The organism is Olivibacter sp. 47, assembly GCF_030372825.1.
In the GTDB taxonomy this organism is placed as follows: domain Bacteria; phylum Bacteroidota; class Bacteroidia; order Sphingobacteriales; family Sphingobacteriaceae; genus Olivibacter; species Olivibacter oleidegradans.
Genome location: NZ_JAUCNR010000001.1, coordinates 2,710,155 through 2,727,480, shown reverse-complemented (window position 1 = coordinate 2,727,480; position 17,326 = coordinate 2,710,155). Strand labels below are relative to the sequence as shown.

General features: G+C 39.7%; 16 protein-coding genes. 12 read left to right on the top strand and 4 right to left on the bottom strand.

All coding sequences use genetic code 11. The features are described from left to right. Nucleotides 1–12 precede the first annotated feature (12 nt). A complete protein-coding gene (locus QT327_RS11780) occupies nucleotides 13–630 on the bottom strand; it encodes a WbqC family protein (protein ID WP_130857440.1) in 618 nt (205 codons plus the stop codon). 308 nt (nucleotides 631–938) lie between these two features. Between QT327_RS11780 and QT327_RS11775 the strand changes: the two genes are divergently transcribed. The 3 genes from QT327_RS11775 to QT327_RS11765 all read left to right on the top strand — a co-directional run bounded on the left by QT327_RS11775 (nucleotide 939) and on the right by QT327_RS11765 (nucleotide 3,455). Then, nucleotides 939–1,679 carry a lysophospholipid acyltransferase family protein gene (locus QT327_RS11775; protein WP_289552969.1) on the top strand — a complete coding sequence of 247 codons (741 nt, stop codon included), beginning with the start codon at nucleotides 939–941 and terminating at the stop codon, nucleotides 1,677–1,679. Beyond that, nucleotides 1,676–2,680 (top strand): glycosyltransferase family 2 protein, encoded by a 1,005-nt coding sequence (locus QT327_RS11770; protein ID WP_354004768.1) that lies wholly within the window; start codon nucleotides 1,676–1,678, stop codon nucleotides 2,678–2,680. Before QT327_RS11775 ends, QT327_RS11770 begins: the two co-directional genes overlap by 4 nt. A gap of 73 nt (nucleotides 2,681–2,753) precedes the next feature. Beyond that, nucleotides 2,754–3,455 carry a DUF4488 domain-containing protein gene (locus QT327_RS11765; protein WP_130857437.1) on the top strand — a complete coding sequence of 234 codons (702 nt, stop codon included), beginning with the start codon at nucleotides 2,754–2,756 and terminating at the stop codon, nucleotides 3,453–3,455. A 9-nt stretch (nucleotides 3,456–3,464) separates the two neighbouring features. Here QT327_RS11765 and aroQ read toward each other — a convergent pair whose 3' ends face one another. Continuing rightward, nucleotides 3,465–3,881, bottom strand: a complete 417-nt coding sequence (aroQ, locus tag QT327_RS11760; RefSeq protein WP_041387448.1) for a type II 3-dehydroquinate dehydratase — start codon at nucleotides 3,879–3,881, stop codon at nucleotides 3,465–3,467. 251 nt (nucleotides 3,882–4,132) lie between these two features. On the opposite strand from aroQ, the gene QT327_RS11755 reads away from it, so the two are divergent. Both QT327_RS11755 and murI read left to right on the top strand, forming a co-directional pair. Beyond that, a complete protein-coding gene (locus QT327_RS11755; RefSeq protein WP_130857436.1) occupies nucleotides 4,133–5,776 on the top strand; it encodes an FMN-binding glutamate synthase family protein in 1,644 nt (547 codons plus the stop codon). A gap of 21 nt (nucleotides 5,777–5,797) precedes the next feature. Continuing rightward, nucleotides 5,798–6,628, top strand: a complete 831-nt coding sequence (gene murI, locus QT327_RS11750) for a glutamate racemase (RefSeq protein WP_130857435.1) — start codon at nucleotides 5,798–5,800, stop codon at nucleotides 6,626–6,628. 26 nt (nucleotides 6,629–6,654) lie between these two features. On the opposite strand, the gene QT327_RS11745 is transcribed toward murI, so the two are convergent. Continuing rightward, nucleotides 6,655–8,091 carry an ATP-dependent DNA helicase gene (locus tag QT327_RS11745; protein WP_130857434.1) on the bottom strand — a complete coding sequence of 479 codons (1,437 nt, stop codon included), beginning with the start codon at nucleotides 8,089–8,091 and terminating at the stop codon, nucleotides 6,655–6,657. Nucleotides 8,092–8,140: 49 nt separating this feature from the next. On the opposite strand from QT327_RS11745, the gene QT327_RS11740 reads away from it, so the two are divergent. From QT327_RS11740 to coaD, 3 genes are all read left to right on the top strand, one after another. Further along, a complete protein-coding gene (locus QT327_RS11740) occupies nucleotides 8,141–8,956 on the top strand; it encodes a DUF3822 family protein (protein WP_130857433.1) in 816 nt (271 codons plus the stop codon). Next, the gene (locus QT327_RS11735) at nucleotides 8,947–9,483 is read left to right on the top strand and encodes an RsmD family RNA methyltransferase (protein ID WP_130857432.1); all 537 of its coding nucleotides are present in this window, start codon (nucleotides 8,947–8,949) and stop codon (nucleotides 9,481–9,483) included. The genes QT327_RS11740 and QT327_RS11735 overlap by 10 nt, the downstream gene beginning before the upstream one ends. Nucleotides 9,484–9,551: 68 nt before the next feature. Continuing rightward, nucleotides 9,552–10,019: a pantetheine-phosphate adenylyltransferase gene (gene coaD, locus QT327_RS11730; RefSeq protein WP_013666416.1), complete on the top strand. Its 468-nt coding sequence runs from the start codon at nucleotides 9,552–9,554 to the stop codon at nucleotides 10,017–10,019. Here the strand turns inward: coaD and QT327_RS11725 are convergent. Then, entirely contained in the window at nucleotides 10,010–10,600 is a 591-nt protein-coding gene (locus QT327_RS11725) for an NUDIX hydrolase (RefSeq protein ID WP_207303790.1), read from the bottom strand. The genes coaD and QT327_RS11725 overlap by 10 nt on opposite strands. Before the next feature lie 22 nt (nucleotides 10,601–10,622). Between QT327_RS11725 and pyrE the strand changes: the two genes are divergently transcribed. The 4 genes from pyrE (at nucleotide 10,623) to QT327_RS11705 (ending at nucleotide 17,308) form a co-directional block, all read left to right on the top strand. Then, nucleotides 10,623–11,273, top strand: coding sequence for an orotate phosphoribosyltransferase (gene pyrE / locus QT327_RS11720; RefSeq protein ID WP_130857430.1), 651 nt, complete (start codon nucleotides 10,623–10,625; stop codon nucleotides 11,271–11,273). 22 nt (nucleotides 11,274–11,295) lie between these two features. Then, nucleotides 11,296–11,697, top strand: coding sequence for an SRPBCC family protein (locus QT327_RS11715; protein WP_130857429.1), 402 nt, complete (start codon nucleotides 11,296–11,298; stop codon nucleotides 11,695–11,697). Nucleotides 11,698–11,926: 229 nt separating this feature from the next. Continuing rightward, nucleotides 11,927–14,524: an ATP-dependent chaperone ClpB gene (gene clpB, locus QT327_RS11710; RefSeq protein WP_289552965.1), complete on the top strand. Its 2,598-nt coding sequence runs from the start codon at nucleotides 11,927–11,929 to the stop codon at nucleotides 14,522–14,524. Nucleotides 14,525–14,755: 231 nt separating this feature from the next. After that, the gene (locus tag QT327_RS11705; protein ID WP_130857427.1) at nucleotides 14,756–17,308 is read left to right on the top strand and encodes an ATP-binding protein; all 2,553 of its coding nucleotides are present in this window, start codon (nucleotides 14,756–14,758) and stop codon (nucleotides 17,306–17,308) included. The last annotated feature ends 18 nt before the right edge of the window (nucleotides 17,309–17,326 follow it).

The following is a 17,326-nucleotide window of genomic DNA, read 5'->3' as shown; positions in this document are numbered from 1 at the left end:
GATTGTTCGCAATTATAAAAAATTTAAACTATTAGGGCCTTGGTTAAACAGTAAGTCAACAATACTTAAATTTGGAAGGAATCCATGCTTAGGTTCAAACACCTGAAAATACGGCTTGAATTCCTTGGCTTGATAGGTCTGTTTTGGGTGAATGCGGTTTCTAAAATCTTGAATACCGGCATCATTATCCAGATATGAGGTCGTAAACGTTAACGCCTTTCGTATTTTTAACAACCGAAGCAACATACTTGTCAGATCGGTATTGAAATCAAATAAAAATTCATATTTTTTTTCGTAAAATGGCGCGAAGTCATCCTCATAAAATTCAAAATAAGCTGACCGTCTGTAGGAAGTTTGCAAACTCATCCAATGTAGGCGTTGCCAGTCACTCTCATAACTTATCCGTACATCCTTCATCACCGTGTGTACTTTTGCACCCTTCCTAACAGGAATGATCAAGTCCAATTTACCATTTGGAGAGTAGATACTCGCCCTATTTCGATAGGTTTGCTTGGGGAAGTGTTCGAATTTTTCGACTAGAATTTCATCTCCGTCGGCGCTTAACATCTCGCTCACCGCAGCAATCGGAGCCAAATAAAAGCAGGGAAATAGTTTGTCTGTTTTCTCCATGATTTTGGAATTAAACCGCGAAAATACATATTAGCCGATAAATAAACTGCAATCTTCTGAAAAAGAAAAGACATGCTTTAATCAGAACTGCTTATAAGTTTGTAAAAAATTTCCTTTTCAAAATAAAGAAATCGGATATTTGCAAATTCTTTAGTAATTCGGTCTGGCTAAAATTAAGATGAACTTAGGGAATCGCATTGTATCTTTTTTTGTATTTATAATCTCTTTACTTCCCTTTTGGGTATTATATTGCTTGAGCGATTTTCTTTTTTTTTATCCTATATTATGTAGTAGGTTACCGAAAAAAGGTGGTATACGAAAATCTATCAAACTCGTTTCCCTCAAAATCAGATGAAGAGATAAAGCAAATTGCCAAAAATTTTTTTGTTTTCCTCTCGGATATGATCATTGAAACGATTAAAATGAGGACGATTACGGCAAAAGAAGTGGAAAAGAGAATGGTGGTTCACGCCACACACGAAATTTACCGCCATTTAGAACAAGGAAAGCCTGTAATCGGTACAACCGCACACTACAGTAACTGGGAGCTGGGTATTCATCGATTGTCTTTGATGCTGAAAGACCCTTTATTGATCATTTATAAACCTCTCTCAAACAAGGGATTTGAACAAACATTTAACAATATACGATCGAGATTCAATGCCCAAATGGTACCGATGAAACAGACACTCCGGCAGATCCTTGCCTATGAAAACACACCACATATGAGTATGTTTCTCTCAGACCAAACACCTGCGCGTTCGGAATCTAGCTTTTTTACGCCTTTTCTGGGACAAGATACACTAATGTTTCTGGGGATGGAAAAAATAGCCAAGCGTACTGATTTTCCTGTTGTTTATTGCCATATTAACCGGATAAGGCGTGGATATTACGAATGCACCTTTTCTACTTTATTTGAAACACCGAAGGCTACGGATAACCACGAAATCACGTTGGCATATAACAAGTACCTCGAAAAACTGATACATGATAAGCCCGAACAGTGGCTATGGTCTCACCGTAGATGGAAACATAAACCCAGTGCATGAATAAAAAAGTAGCCGTCGTAATACTGAATTGGAATGGAAGGAGTTATTTGGAAAAATTCCTTCCCTCGGTTTGCGCAAGCACCTACCCAAATCTAGAAATAGTAATAGGCGATAATGGTTCAACAGATGATTCCGTTTCATTTATACAGACCGAATATCCGTCTTTAACGCTCATAAACAACAAGGAAAATTTTGGTTTCGCCGAAGGATACAATCGTGTCCTTGAACAGGTTGAGGCCGATTATTTCGTCCTCCTTAATTCTGATGTACAGGTCGATCCTTATTGGATAGAGCCTGTCATCGAACTGATGGAAGCAGACAGTAAAATAGGAGCTGCTCAACCGAAAATACTTTCTTTTTACGACAAAAAGAAGTTTGAACACGCTGGCGCAGCAGGTGGATTTATCGATTATTTAGGTTATCCTTTTTGTGCAGGAAGAATACTTGAGAAAACGGAAGTCGATCAAGGGCAGTACAATCATCCAAAAGAGATATTTTGGGCAAGCGGTGCAGCTTTTTTTATAAAAAGGGATGCCTGGAGAAAGGCGAAAGGCTTTGACAAAGATTTCTTTGCTCACATGGAGGAGATTGACCTGTGTTGGCGGCTGAAGCTCTTTGGGTATAGCATATATTATTGTCCGAAATCAGCGGTTTATCACGTTGGTGGTGGTACGCTGAGTAAGGAAAATCCATTCAAGACCTACCTCAATTTTAGGAATAACCTCGTTATGTTGCAAAAAAATCTGCCCTTAATGCAAGCAATATTCGTTATATTTATTCGTTTTTGGCTAGATTTCATTGCCCTGCTCCGTTTCATATCGGAAGGAAAACGAAAAGATGCACTTGCAGTCAGCAAAGCACATGTGAATTTTTTCAGGAATTTTCGAAAAAACGCTCGTAAAAGAAAACGAACCAAATCAAAAAAAGTATCGTCTGGCATCTACGCGCGAGCATTATTTGGGCTTACTTTATACTTCAAAAGCAGAAGTTTACTGAATTGAATAATAAAAAATTCTAGAAAGGCAAACAAAAAGAGCGGATCGTAGTTTATAAATAAACCTTTTATAACAACCCATGAAGATACTTTTTTATATTCTATTGTTTTTACCATGCTTGTCGACGGCTTATGGACAAACAAGTTCACTCGCAGGAGCTTGGCAGCTTAAAAAAGACGACCTTCACCATACATTGGTTTTTGTAGACAACTACCTGTCTTATGCCTTATATGACTTAAATGGTAAAAAATTTATTAATACCTGGGGTGGCCCCTATAAGCAACAAGATAAACAGATCGTGGTATCTATTGAGTACAACGCTACAAAGCCCGAAGAAGTACAAAAATCACATACCTTTCAGTTCGATTTAACTAAAGACCTTTCTATTAATGTAACCGGCAACAAAGAAAATTGGCAACGAATAGATAGTAATGATGCGCCTTTGGCAGGCGTGTGGCGAATTACCAACCGAAAAGTAGACAACCAAATGAATGAAATGCCATTGAGGGATCGGAGAACATTGAAGATACTCAGTGGCACTCGGTTTCAATGGGTAGCAATTAATGTGAAAACCGGCGAATTTTCAGGTACGGGAGGTGGGACCTATAGCTTCAAAGATGGTAAGTATATTGAGAATATCGACTTTTTTTCCCGGGATGACAGCCGTGTTGGAGCGAGCCTGACTTTCAATGGGAAATTAGACAATGGTCAATGGCATCACAGCGGGTTGAGCTCAAAAGGAGCACCCATTTATGAAATATGGAGTCGCATGTATCAGTAGCGAATAGTGTTAGTAGATAAAGCTATGCACCGCCAAGCGATAACTATCTAATCCAAAACCACATAGAACCCCTTTACAATATTTAGCCAAATACGAATGATGTCTGAACGCTTCCCGCGCATGAACGTTCGAAATATGCACCTCGATAACCGGTGTTTTTATAGCAGCGATTGCGTCACCTATTGCCGCTGAAGTATGCGTATATGCTCCGGCATTTAAAACGATACCATCATAAGAAAAACCCACTTCATGCAATTTGTCGATAATTTCACCTTCATGATTACTTTGAAAATAAGACAGATCGATTGAATCAAAGTACCCTTTCAGTTCTTCGAAATAGCTTTCAAACCCTTTATTTCCGTATATTGAAGGTTCCCGCACGCCAAGTAAATTGAGGTTTGGGCCGTTAATGATTTGAATTTTCATCTTTATAATCGTTTTGCGCAACGCTTTTTAAGCAGTAATCCATGCAGGTTTCATTAATTAATAATAGCTTTGCATGAAATGTTATGACAGTATGCTTTACGGCAAAGATAATATTTTCATTAAAAGTTTATTCGTCTTTTCCTATTAAAACGCGACCCGCTTATGGGAGTAATATTGTTTGATGCCATCGTTGATTCGAGCAAGGTAAATGATTGCCTCAAATAGGCGGGCTAATTAATAAATTAATACTGATGAAAAACACGTTTCTCTTCATCTCCTTTTTCCTACTAGCAGGGATTATTATCACAGGCATTTGGTGGACGCCAATATATTGGTCGTTCATCATCGTTATACCCTTGTTCTTTCTCGGTCTCTTCGATGTTTATCAGTCAAAACGAGCCATCAGACGCAACTTCCCTGTTTTCGGTAGACTCCGTTATGTGATGGAAGGCCTCCGCCCCAAGGTACAGCAATATTTCATCGAAAGTGACACGGACGGACGACCTTTTAGCCGAATTCATCGTAGTGTGATCTATCAACGTGCAAAAAAAGAAATGGATACTACTCCTTTTGGCACCCAACTAAATGTGTATGAAAACAATTATGAATGGCTTAATCATAGCATCAATGCTTTACATATGGATGCGTCATGTGAAGATCCAAGGGTTATTATAGGTGGTCCCTCCTGTTCACAACCGTACTCAGCGAGCATATTGAATATATCGGCAATGAGCTACGGTGCCTTAAGTAAAAATGCCATCATGGCACTAAACAAAGGTGCTAAAATCGGCAATTTTGCTCATAATACCGGAGAAGGTGGCATAAGTGATTATCATTTGGAAGGTGGTGGTGATTTAATTTGGCAGATAGGAACAGGCTATTTTGGATGCCGCTACCCGGATGGAAATTTCAATCCGGAAGCATTTGAACAAAAGGTGAATCTCCCGCAGGTTAAGATGGTTGAAATCAAACTATCACAAGGTGCTAAACCAGGGCATGGAGGCATATTGCCTGCGGCAAAGCTAACGGAAGAAATTGCGCGTATACGGTTAGTTGAAATGGGCAAAGACGTTGACTCTCCCCCCTATCATCGCGCATTTAAAACACCGATTGAGCTATTAAATTTCATCCAACAGTTACGTGAGCTATCTAATGGGAAACCCATTGGTTTCAAGCTATGTATAGGACATCGAAGTGAATTTGTAGCCATCTGCAAGGCGATGACTGAAACGAAGATTTGCCCTGATTTTATTACCGTCGATGGTGGTGAAGGAGGAACAGGCGCCGCTCCCTTGGAGTTTTCCAACAATGTTGGGATGCCTCTAAGAGATGCCTTAGCCTTTGTTTACGACACACTTACAGGCTTTGACCTGAAGCAACACATTAAGATTATAGCTTCCGGGAAGATCGCCACGGGTTTCGATCTTGTTAAGAATTTCGCGCTTGGTGCAGATATCTGCAATAGCGCGCGGGGGATGATGATGGCCCTTGGCTGCATACAGGCTTTAGAGTGTAATAGCAACAAGTGTCCTACCGGCGTAGCTACACAAAACGCTCATCTGGTACGTGGCCTCGTAGTAGAAGATAAAAAAACAAGAGTTGCCAATTTTCATCAGCAAACAATAAAAAGTGCCATTGAGCTTATGGCAGCGGCGGGCATCAGACACCCCGATGACATTCATAGAGCTTATATCCATCGAAGAATTTCTCCGGATAAAATTTTGACTTATTTAGACAGCTATCCCTATATACCCAAAGGTTCATTACTCAAAAAGCCATATGCTAAACAATTTGAGCTGTTGATGACAATAAGTGATCCACATTCTTTCACACCAAACTTCAGCAATCTTAACTGGGACGAATTAGAGTGGGCAAGAAAACCGATGACAAACTGATAATATTGACATAAAGATAATATGGGCCCAATAGGTATTTTCGACTCCGGTTATGGAGGATTAACAGTTTTTAAAGAAATCAGCCATACGCTTCCTCAATACGACTACATTTATTTTGGCGATAATGCTCGAGTTCCCTATGGTACACGCTCGTACGACACTGTGTATCACTATACGATGGAATGTGTAAACCATTTATTTGATTTGGGTTGCCATTTAGTTATATTGGCTTGCAATACGGCTTCTGCAAAAGCCTTAAGGACTATTCAACAAAAAGATTTACCGAAACGCACAGACTTACGAAATGTTTTAGGTGTTATCAGACCAACGACCGAAATTATCGATCGCTTCACTATAAGCAATCACGTCGGTATTTTGGCTACTTCGGGAACGGTCAATTCAGCGTCCTACGTGCTGGAAATCCATAAGTTTTTCCCTCAAATTAAGGTGTATCAGGAAGCATGCCCCATGTGGGTTCCTTTAGTAGAGAATAATGAAATGGATTCGCCTGGCGCCCGTTATTTCGTAAAACAACATATCGATCGCCTCTTGCAACAGTCTACCGAAATTGATGCCGTCATTTTAGCTTGCACACACTATCCCCTATTGTTACCTACAATTAAGGAATTTATGCCAAAAGGTGTACAAGTGATTTCACAAGGAAGCATCGTAGCGAAAAGTTTAGCAGATTATCTGTATAGACATAAGGAAATAGAAGCTCTTTGTACAAAAAATGGCGCACGGCAGTTTTTTACAACGGAAAATGTTGAGAATTTCAAGGAAAAGGCCAGCATTTTTTATGGTTTACCGGTTGAGGCAGCACAATTTGACCTGACCCACAAAATACCTTAGCAATACAGTGTTCAGCAAGTTGGCGATTAATCGGCAAAAAATTTATCATGAAAATTCACAAAAAACAGTTCCTTTGTGGCTCTCGTGCAAGCGGTATAGAGCCAACGAAGGAAATCCATATTAAGCATTTCATCCGTTAAAAAGCCTTGATCAATAAAAACGGCGTCCCATTGCCCACCTTGTGCCTTATGGCAAGTAACTGCCATAGAAAATTTGATTTGCAATGCGTTATAATACGAGTCGTTTTTAATAGCTGCTATTTGCTCTTTCTTACTTCCCAATTCTTGATAGTCTTCCATTACCGAGTCGAACAATTTTCGCTGACTTTCTGTAGGTAAATTAGGAGAGTCTGTGTATAAAGAATCTAGTAGGACTCTACAGGATAAAGGCTCCAAATTATCTTGGTCGACGAAAGCCAAACTTACATCGGCAAACCGAAAACCATGTTGTTCATGTACATTACGAACCCGTTTTACAATTGCCATATCTCCATTAGCAATAAACTGCTGCGCATCGCTTTCTCCACTTGTCCAATAATAATTGTTTCGCACCACCATTACATGATCTCCTCCGGTCAATTCCTCTTCTCGATAGAGTATCCGGTTACGTATTTGCTGATTATATAAATTGGCACTTTTATTTGATCTACAAATAACCAATGTATTTTCGATTCCATATTTGTCATAAGCATAATGAAGCCCTTCGATAAAACGCTCACCCGTCATCCGATAGACATCGGCGAAGTTTCTTACCTTTAGTTTCGGAAAGTGGAGCTTTTTATTGCTACCGTCTAACCTAATTTGTTCGCGAATAGCGGTGGCATTACGCAAAATACCGGAGTTACTCGTTTGTCGCACCACCTCGGTCAATTCGCAGCTCATTACGTGATAGCCAAAATGGTCTCTTATATACCTCGGGTTTAAGGCGGGACTTTCCAATAATCCCACCGGGGGGAGCTGGGCGGTATCTCCTACAAACATAAGTTTGCAATTATCACCGCTTTCAACATAAGTTATCAGGTCTTCCAACAAGCCGGTCTTTCCGAAACCACTCTGCTCATTTGAAATCATAGAAGACTCATCTATAATAAATAACGTATTTTTATGTAAATTATCGGACAAAGTAAAAGACATATCCGGTGTGCCGGCGACTTTCTTTCGATAGATTTTTTTATGGATAGTAAATGCCGGTCTTTCTGCATAAGCACTCATTACTTTAGCTGCTCTTCCCGTAGGTGACAATAGGATCGACCGCATATTTAGGGCCGGCAATACACGTACCAAGGTGCTAATAAGCGTAGTTTTACCCGTACCGGCATAGCCCTTTAAAATAAAACAAGTCGCCTGTTGTTTAAAACTTAAAAAAGTGGCCAGTTCTTTAAATGCTTCCTTTTGCTGCGGAGTGGGTGTAGCGGGAAACGATTGCTCGAATTTGTTAATTATTTCCACATTCAAACCTAACACAAAAAAATGCTTTTTGCAATATCGTTTGTAAAGGGTACTTTTGCTAGCCATGAGTGAATTATTGCAAATAGAATTTATTGACGACAACTTCACCGTAGATAAAAGTGAGGATTACCAATTATTAGTAAGACAAGGCAACCATCGATCACAAATGGCCATTTTTAGTCAGCAAAATCGCCTATTATTACTGCTCTCTTGGCAAAAAGATGTCAGGGAAGAGCGTGTCGACCAATTGTTGCACTTGGCTTATCAATCCAAAGTTCTATCAATTGATACGAATTACAAGATGTTAATACCTAACGAATTATACAATCCATCTCAAGAAGTATATTACTTAAATGCTTTTTTTTTAGACAAGGAAAATCATTCGTTATTAAGCAGTTATATAAAGCCATTCGCCGCGCAGTGCATCTACGGCATATCAAAAGAAGAGCAAAGACAATTACTTTTGAATTTTCCGGATTTCATGATTCAATCCGATAGTACAGCCATATTAAGTGCACTCGCAGCTATTGCTTCAGATCACAAAAACTATCTCTCTCTTAACTTTGGCGAAGGGTATGCAGACTTCTCTTACATCTCAGACGGGAAATTGATATACCACCATATGCAGCCAAGTCAGGATGCAGACGAATTTAACTACTTTCTATTGGCTATTGCCCAAGAATACAACATCAACCTTTCTAGTATATCAATAATAATTTCAGGTCAAATAGAAGTTGACGATCCAACCTATCAACGCCTGAAAAAATACAGTAATCAATTGTCTTTTTTGGATTTGTCCGGTGTAATGGAATGTAGCAATTTCAATGTACTGAAAAAGGGGTATCAAAAGTTATCATTATTCGGATTATTATGCGCATAATTGGTGGACGTATTAAGGGGGTAAAACTTTCACCCCCCACAAATTTACCGGTTCGTCCAACAACCGATCTAGCAAAAGAGGCCTTATTCAATATATTGGAAAATCGACTTGTATGGAGCGAAACGGACGCATTGGATTTATTTAGTGGCACAGGCAATATTTCAATTGAATTGGCCTCACGAGGCGTCAAAAGTCTTTTATCCGTAGACATTCACGGTAAATGTTGCACATATATAGATACTCAAAAGAGCAAATATCAATTGGAGCAGATGAAGATCCTTAAAGCAGATGTGCTGAAGTTTATAACCGGATGCAAACAATCTTTTGACTTCATTTTTGCTGACCCCCCTTATGATTTGCCACAACTCCCTTTGTTACCTAACATGCTCTTCGAGCATAAACTATTGAATCCAAAAGGATTGTTCGTTTTAGAGCATCCCACTACTAGAAAGGTGGATCAGCATGTTAGCTTTGTGGAGCAACGCGTGTACGGTTATTCATCATTTAGCTTTTTTGAACTTTCCTAGCGCGCTTTATATTCGAATTATTTTCGATAAGTTTGAGCTTAAATTGATAGCAATAAACATACACCACCATGAAGAAGCGAGTTGCTGTATTTCCCGGGTCTTTCGACCCTATTACTAATGCACACATGGATATCATATTAAGAGCCATTCCTTTGTTCGACGAGATCCATATCGCAATTGGATTAAATAGTTCAAAAACGCCTCTTCTAAGTAGTGATATGAGAAAAACAATTCTTGAAGCTATTTTCAAGGGTAAACCTTCAGTTCATGTTTCAAGCTACACCGGTTTAACCGTAAATTATTGCAAAGAGGTGGGCGCTTCCTATATTCTTAGAGGGCTTCGGAATGCAGCAGATTTTGATTTTGAGAATGCAATAGCGCAGAATAATCGACAACTTGAACCGACTATTGAAACTGTTTTATTATTTGCAAGCCCCGGCTTTGGGCATATCAGCTCCACCATTGTAAGAGATATACTTAAGCACCGAGGCTCTATCAAACATCTTGTACCAAAGGAAGTGCTAAATTATATATAGGCTTTTTTCTCAAGCACATCCTTAATAATGCCGTAGGTATTTGACAAAACATCGCCTACACGATCAGGATGGACCCATTGCGCATCCGTAATATCTTCACTTGTCTGAGGAATCAGTTTTGGCTTTTTGTTCACCCCCATTTCATACCAATTTGTCTTTTTAAGCACTACACTGCCTTTCATCTCATAAGCATGGTAAGATGATATAATTTTTGGCCCCAAATAGTCGACATGTATACCACATTCTTCTTCAACCTCACGAAGAGCAGCGCGCTTACTTTTTTCTCCCGGATCTATCTTTCCTTTTGGTAAATCCCATTTTCCCAATCGATGTATAAAAAGGATATCTCCATCTCCGTTCCGCACCAAGCCGCCGGCTGCACCGATTAACCTTACCGACCTTTTGATCATTTTAAGCATCGCTTTCGGATCTTCTACTAAAAGTAAAAATTTAGTGGCACTTTCAAGTGATAAACTTTTCTTAAAAAGTTTTACAAAATCAAAAGACTGTAAATCAATTTGTTGAAAAGCATCCAAGTAGCTAGGCGTAAAATCGGTCAAGAGAAGGACCGATTCGTTCATATAAATTTTATAAATTTGCATCATGAATCACAAGAGTGAGATTGAACAAAAAGTTGCTGAATTTTTATTGCAAATTAAAGCAATTAAATTACAACCTTCCAAACCTTTTACTTGGGCATCGGGTTGGAAGTCCCCAATTTATTGCGACAATCGCATATCATTATCACATCCTACCGTAAGAACGTACATCAGACAAAAGCTTTCTGAAGTTATCCAAGAAGAGTTTGGTTCTATCGGAATGATAGCCGGTGTAGCGACGGCGGGTATCCCACAAGGTGTACTGGTGGCACAAGATCTCGGCCTGCCTTTTGCCTATGTACGATCAAGTGCAAAAGAGCACGGACGACAAAATATGATTGAAGGAGAAATCATAGAAGGGCAACGGGTAGTAGTTATTGAAGATTTAATATCTACAGGAAAAAGTAGTTTGAAAGCGGTAGAGGCATTGAGAGAAGCCGGATGCGATGTAGTGGGATTAGTAGCTATTTTCAGTTATGGATTTGATGTAGCGGATGAAAATTTCAAAGCGGCTAAATGTAGGTATACTACGTTGTCAAACTACAATGCTTTAATAAAATATGCTTCCGAGAATGGCTTCGTCCATCATGAAGAAGAAGATTTGCTACGTGAATGGCGAAGAGATCCGGCAAATTGGGAACCTAAAACTGTATAGATTTTCGTAAAGAAGCATATCGATGACTGTTATAGAAAGCAAAAGCATTATCAATCAACCCGTAGAGAAGGTATATAACTTTCTTGCCGATTGCAATAATCATGAAAAACTGATGCCCGAAAATGTTTACAATTGGTCATCTACTAAAGACGAGGCAAGTTTTACTGTTCAGAATATGTCTAAACTTGCCTTAAGAGTTAGTGAGCGTAAAGAAAATCAAGAAATATCCATTGTACCTTCGGAAAAGGCCCCCTTTGATCTCACATTAAGTTGGAAGGTTAAATCAATTGACCCTAGCACCAGCGAGGCTGTTTTCACTATTCAGGCAGATCTAAACATGATGATGAAGATGCTTGCCAGCGGGCCTTTAAAGAAATTGACGGATTACCAGACAACGAAATTAAAAGAAGAATTGGAATCCTAGCTTGGGACACTCCTTTAGTAAAAAAACCTGTCTATTTTAGGCAGGTTTTTTTATATAGAGACAGAGATTTACTCCGCCATTTTTTCATATAAAACTTTAAAGAACAGACAGTTAGTCATTGAAACCAAATCACGTAGCGACAAAATGTCTGTTTTCGTCAAACTACTTTTGATGGTATTCGTTTTGATATAGTCTAGCAAATCCTTATAAGACTATTAATAAAACGAAAATGAATTTAAACAACTTTACAATCAAGGCGCAGGAAGCTATTCAAAAAGCCTCGGAGATTGCGGGTGGAAACCAACACCAAGCTATTGAAAATGCGCACTTATTGAAGGCTCTTCTTTTAGTTGATGAAAACGTTGTAAGTCATTTATTAAAAAAACTCAATGTCAATATAAATCGCTTGAACGAAGCCTTGGATCAACAAATCAGCGGTTTCCCTAAAGTAAGCGGAAGCAATATATATTTATCTTCTTCTACTAATACAGCTTTACAAAAAGCACAGGGATACCTGAAAGATTTCAAAGATGACTTTGTATCGGTAGAGCACTTATTATTGGGCGTCCTAAACGCGGGTGATAAAGCCGCTGCTGCATTAAAAGATCAGGGTGTCACGGAAAAAGACTTAAAGAAAGCCATCATTGAATTAAGAGGTAACACACGGGTAACCGATCAGAATGCGGAGGCTACATATAATGCCTTGAACAAATATGCACGTAATCTGAATGAATTTGCCGAATCGGGAAAGCTCGACCCGGTGATAGGACGAGACGAAGAAATTCGACGGGTTATCCAAATACTCTCCCGCCGGACCAAGAATAATCCAATCTTAGTTGGGGAGCCGGGTGTCGGTAAAACAGCAATAGCAGAGGGTATTGCCCATCGTATTATCAAGGGTGATGTGCCGGAGAACTTGAAAAGTAAGACGGTCTTTTCTCTAGATATGGGGGCCCTAATCGCCGGTGCCAAGTATAAGGGTGAGTTTGAAGAACGGTTAAAAGCCGTTGTAAAGGAAGTAACTGATAGCGATGGAGAGATCATTCTCTTTATCGACGAGATCCACACACTCGTAGGTGCAGGAGGTGGTGAAGGGGCCATGGATGCCGCCAATATTTTAAAACCGGCTCTGGCGAGAGGAGAGCTACGTGCCATAGGGGCCACTACACTCAGTGAATTCCAGAAATATTTTGAAAAAGACAAGGCTTTGGAACGCCGATTCCAGAAAGTCATGGTAGACGAGCCCGACACACAAGATGCGATCTCTATTCTAAGAGGTATTAAGGAGCGGTATGAGACGCACCATAAGGTGCGAATAAAAGACGAAGCGATTATCGCTGCCGTTGAACTTTCACAACGCTATATTGCGGATCGTTTCCTACCGGACAAGGCCATTGACTTGATGGATGAGGCTGCATCTAAACTTCGATTAGAAATGGATTCCGTTCCGGAAGCAGTTGATGAAATCGAACGCAAAATCATGCAACTTGAGATTGAGCGCGAAGCAATCAAGCGGGAAAACGACACCCATAAAGTAGAAGAGTTAAGTCGCGAAATAGCAAACCTAGCCTCGGATAGAGACTCCTTGCGCGCCGCTTGGCAAAGTGAAAAATCACTTGTCGATAATTTGAACCATCACGTACAGCAAATTGAAGATTTTAAGCTGGAAGCCGAGCAGGCTGAAAGGGCGGGCGACTACGGAAAAGTTGCTGAAATTAGATACGGTAGAATAAAGCAGGCACAAGATGAGCTTGAAAAGTTAAAAAAAGAACTTGAAGAAAAACAAGGCACTGGTCGTATGCTTAAGGAGGAAGTTACCGCCGAAGATATAGCTGATGTGGTTTCCCGTTGGACGGGGATTCCTGTAAGCAAAATGGTGCAGAGCGAAAGGGAAAAGTTGCTTCATTTGGAAGAAGAACTTCATAAACGAGTTGCAGGACAAAGTGAAGCCATAGAAGCCATCTCGGATGCCATTAGAAGGTCGCGTGCAGGTTTAAGCGATAAAAGAAGACCGATCGGATCTTTTATATTTTTGGGAACAACAGGGGTTGGTAAAACAGAATTGGCAAAAGCGCTCGCCGAATTTTTGTTCAACGATGAACATTCAATGGTCCGGATTGATATGAGCGAATACCAAGAGCGGCACGCCGTTTCACGATTAATCGGTGCGCCTCCCGGTTATGTTGGTTATGATGAAGGTGGCCAGCTAACCGAAGCTATCCGCCGCCGCCCTTATTCGGTTGTGTTATTGGACGAAATCGAAAAGGCGCATCCTGACGTATTCAATATTCTTTTACAAGTTTTAGATGATGGACATTTAACCGACAACAAAGGACGTGTGGTGAATTTTAAAAACACCATTATCATTATGACCTCAAATATTGGTTCTCACCTGATCCAGGAAAATTTCAGTGAATTGAATGAAATAAACCGAGATGAGATTATAGCCAAGACAAAAAATGAAGTATTCGAGCTATTGAAGAAATCGATTAGACCGGAATTTTTGAATCGGATCGATGAAGTTATCATGTTTACTCCACTAAATCGTGATGAAATCGGTGAGATCGTTCGTCTTCAATTTAATGGGGTACAAAGACAATTGGCTGAAATGGGCATACAGCTGGAAGCCTCGGATGAAGCGCTCGATTGGTTAGCTCAATTGGGTTATGACCCTCAATTTGGCGCACGACCGTTGAAGCGCGTCATACAAAAACGAATTTTGAATGAGCTGTCAAAAGAAATCCTTGCCGGAAAAATTGACAAAGACAGTAAAATCAAATTAGATATGTTTGATCACAAATTCGTTTTCTTACAGGAGAATAGCTAATATTCATTTTTCAGGAAAAGAGAGTGTCTCCTCTTTGTCAAAGACAAATATTGCGAGACACTCTTCTTTTTTATTTATATATAGTATACGACTTACCTGTTTCTTCCAAAAGCATCGGAGTACTACCAAAATGACTTCGCTGCAACGACTCTTGTCACTATCTCTTTCCAACCACTACCCTACTTACCATTATCCTACTTAACTAATTACAAAATTCGTAACTTTACATTAATGGTTGATCAAAAGCTATCAAATAAAGGAGTCAGACGAAAGGTTCTTTTTGTCTTTATCTGTTGTTGTATTGCCCTTGCTCTGGCATGGACCATCAGCAAGGATGCTTTTAATCAAGTGCTATCGGCTGTAGATAATATTGCGAAGCCAAACGAAAAGATGCGCTTGGTTAGTAAAGTATCGCGAGACATTATGCAGCTCGATCAGTTGCAACGGTCTCAAGTATTGACTGATGGAGATAATTCATATGAACAGCTACAAAAAGAATCAAAATTAGTTTCTGCCTCCCTCGATTCGTTAAAGAATCTATATTCGCAAGACAGCAATCAAACCAAAAGGATCGATTCCATTAAAACGCTGTTGAAAGAACGTGACAAGCTTTTTAAGGCTTATGTTCAAGTTCGTGAAAAAATGGTTGACAGTCATGAGTTTTCTAAACAATTACAAAGCATTGGAGAGATTGTTCAAAACACCCCGAATAGCGATAGTACTGTTGTAACGAGAAGGAAAATTACGGAAACAACCACCATCGAACCGGGGGAGATAGTGAAGGCTGATTCGATGCAAGATGACCGCTCTTTCTTCGGAAAGATATTCGGATCGAAACGAAAAAACCCGCCCCGCCCGAATACGATTACGCAATCGAGACGGATCGTTAAAGAAGGTATTGAGGAACTGATAGATACAATTGCAACTTCAAAACAAGACAGTGCCATTAAATTAATTGATAGCGTCTTGAGAACCATTGAAGAAACCCAACGCGCACAAAGCGATTCATTTATAGACAGAGAAGTGGAGCTGACTTATGCAGGGAATCTATTGATCAGCAAGATGCTTAGTATACTGAATGCAGTGGAAAAAGAGGGAATGCTGCAGATGGAAAACGAGAATATGGGAGCCAGAACGGTGATGAACCATAGTTTGAGTCGGATTAATTTGGTGGTATTAAGCTTTTTAGGCGTTACAATTATTCTCGTCTTACTGATCTTGTCGGATATTAGAAAAAGTAATCGCTATAGGCGAGAGCTCGAAATTGCCAAAGAAGAAGCCGAATACCATAGTGCAGCCAAGCAGCGGTTCCTTTCCAACATGAGTCATGAGCTTCGTACACCTCTACAATCGATCATTGGTTATGCCGAACAATTACGGGACGAACACCCCGAGGATAGCCGTAAGGTGAACGTAATATATCAGTCTTCAGAACACCTATTGCAGATAGTAAATGAAGTATTGGATTACAATCGTATCAATTCCGGTAAATTTCATTTTAATAACCAGGATTTTTACTTGTCACAATTAATTGAAGAGGTAGTTGCAGCTATGCAACTACAGGCCGAAGAAAAATCACTGTCCTTAAATTTGAGCAAAGAGATTGAAGGGACGGGTTATCTATTTGGCGATCCTTTTCGGATCAAACAAATCCTTTATAACTTGCTTAGTAACGCCATTAAATTTACCGATCAGGGATCGGTTACCTTGATGGTTAGTACCGCCATAAAAAATGAGCTAACCGAATTAAGAATAACGGTTGAAGACACCGGAAAAGGTATTCCTGAAAGTGATATTCATCGAATTTTCAACGAGTTTGAACAAGCGGAAAACTCAAATTCCGGCACCCATTTTGGCAGTGGCTTGGGGCTGAGCATTGTAAAGACGCTATGCGAAGCCATGGGAGGAAATATTAGGATAAAAAGTCAGCTGGGTAAGGGATCCACATTTGACGTATTTATCCCTTTAAAAACGTCTACGTTAATCGAAACAAGTAGAGAGGAAAACAACCTGATCCCTATAAAAGATTTCACAGGAACTATTTGGGTAATAGACGATGATAGTTTTATCCTCGAGCTCTGTCACAATATTTTCAATAAATATAAAATCAACCATCGTACCTTCTCCGATCCGAATGATTTATTGAATACACCATGGGACTCAAGTGTTAGCATTGTCTTAATGGACATGCGTATGCCGGGAAAAACGGGCGTAGAATTAAATCATGAGTTACGGCCAAGAATCGAAGAGGATGTGAAAATATATGCCTTCACAGCTCAGGCATTACCGGAAGAGCGTGAAAAAATAATTTCTCAGGGTTTTGATGGTTTATTGCTGAAGCCATTTAAGGAAACTGATCTTTTGCATCTGCTTGGTTTACGTAAAACAAACGAAGAGCCCCTTAAAATAAAAAACCGGAACGATTTGAGAGATTTTGATTTTTCTAATCTGAAGAAATTGACCTACAATGACAGTAATCAGGTTACCAAAATACTAAACATTTTCATTAAAGATACGGGAAAAGATCTTATTAATCTACGCAATGCTTTGCAGGCTAACGAGAGAGAACAACTCGCGTTGATTTGTCATAAACTAGCGGGAAGAACATCCCAGATCGGCGGACAGAAGATAGCTATTAAACTTCGAAAGCTTGAGATTGACATCAGAAATAATGAATTCGACATTCTGGAAATTCAAGGGATTATAGATCAATTATACCGCCTATTGGATTATCTGAAAGAAGAGTTGCATAGCCGATCCTTCATCAATGGAACGGTTCTATAACCTTGAGAAATAAATTAC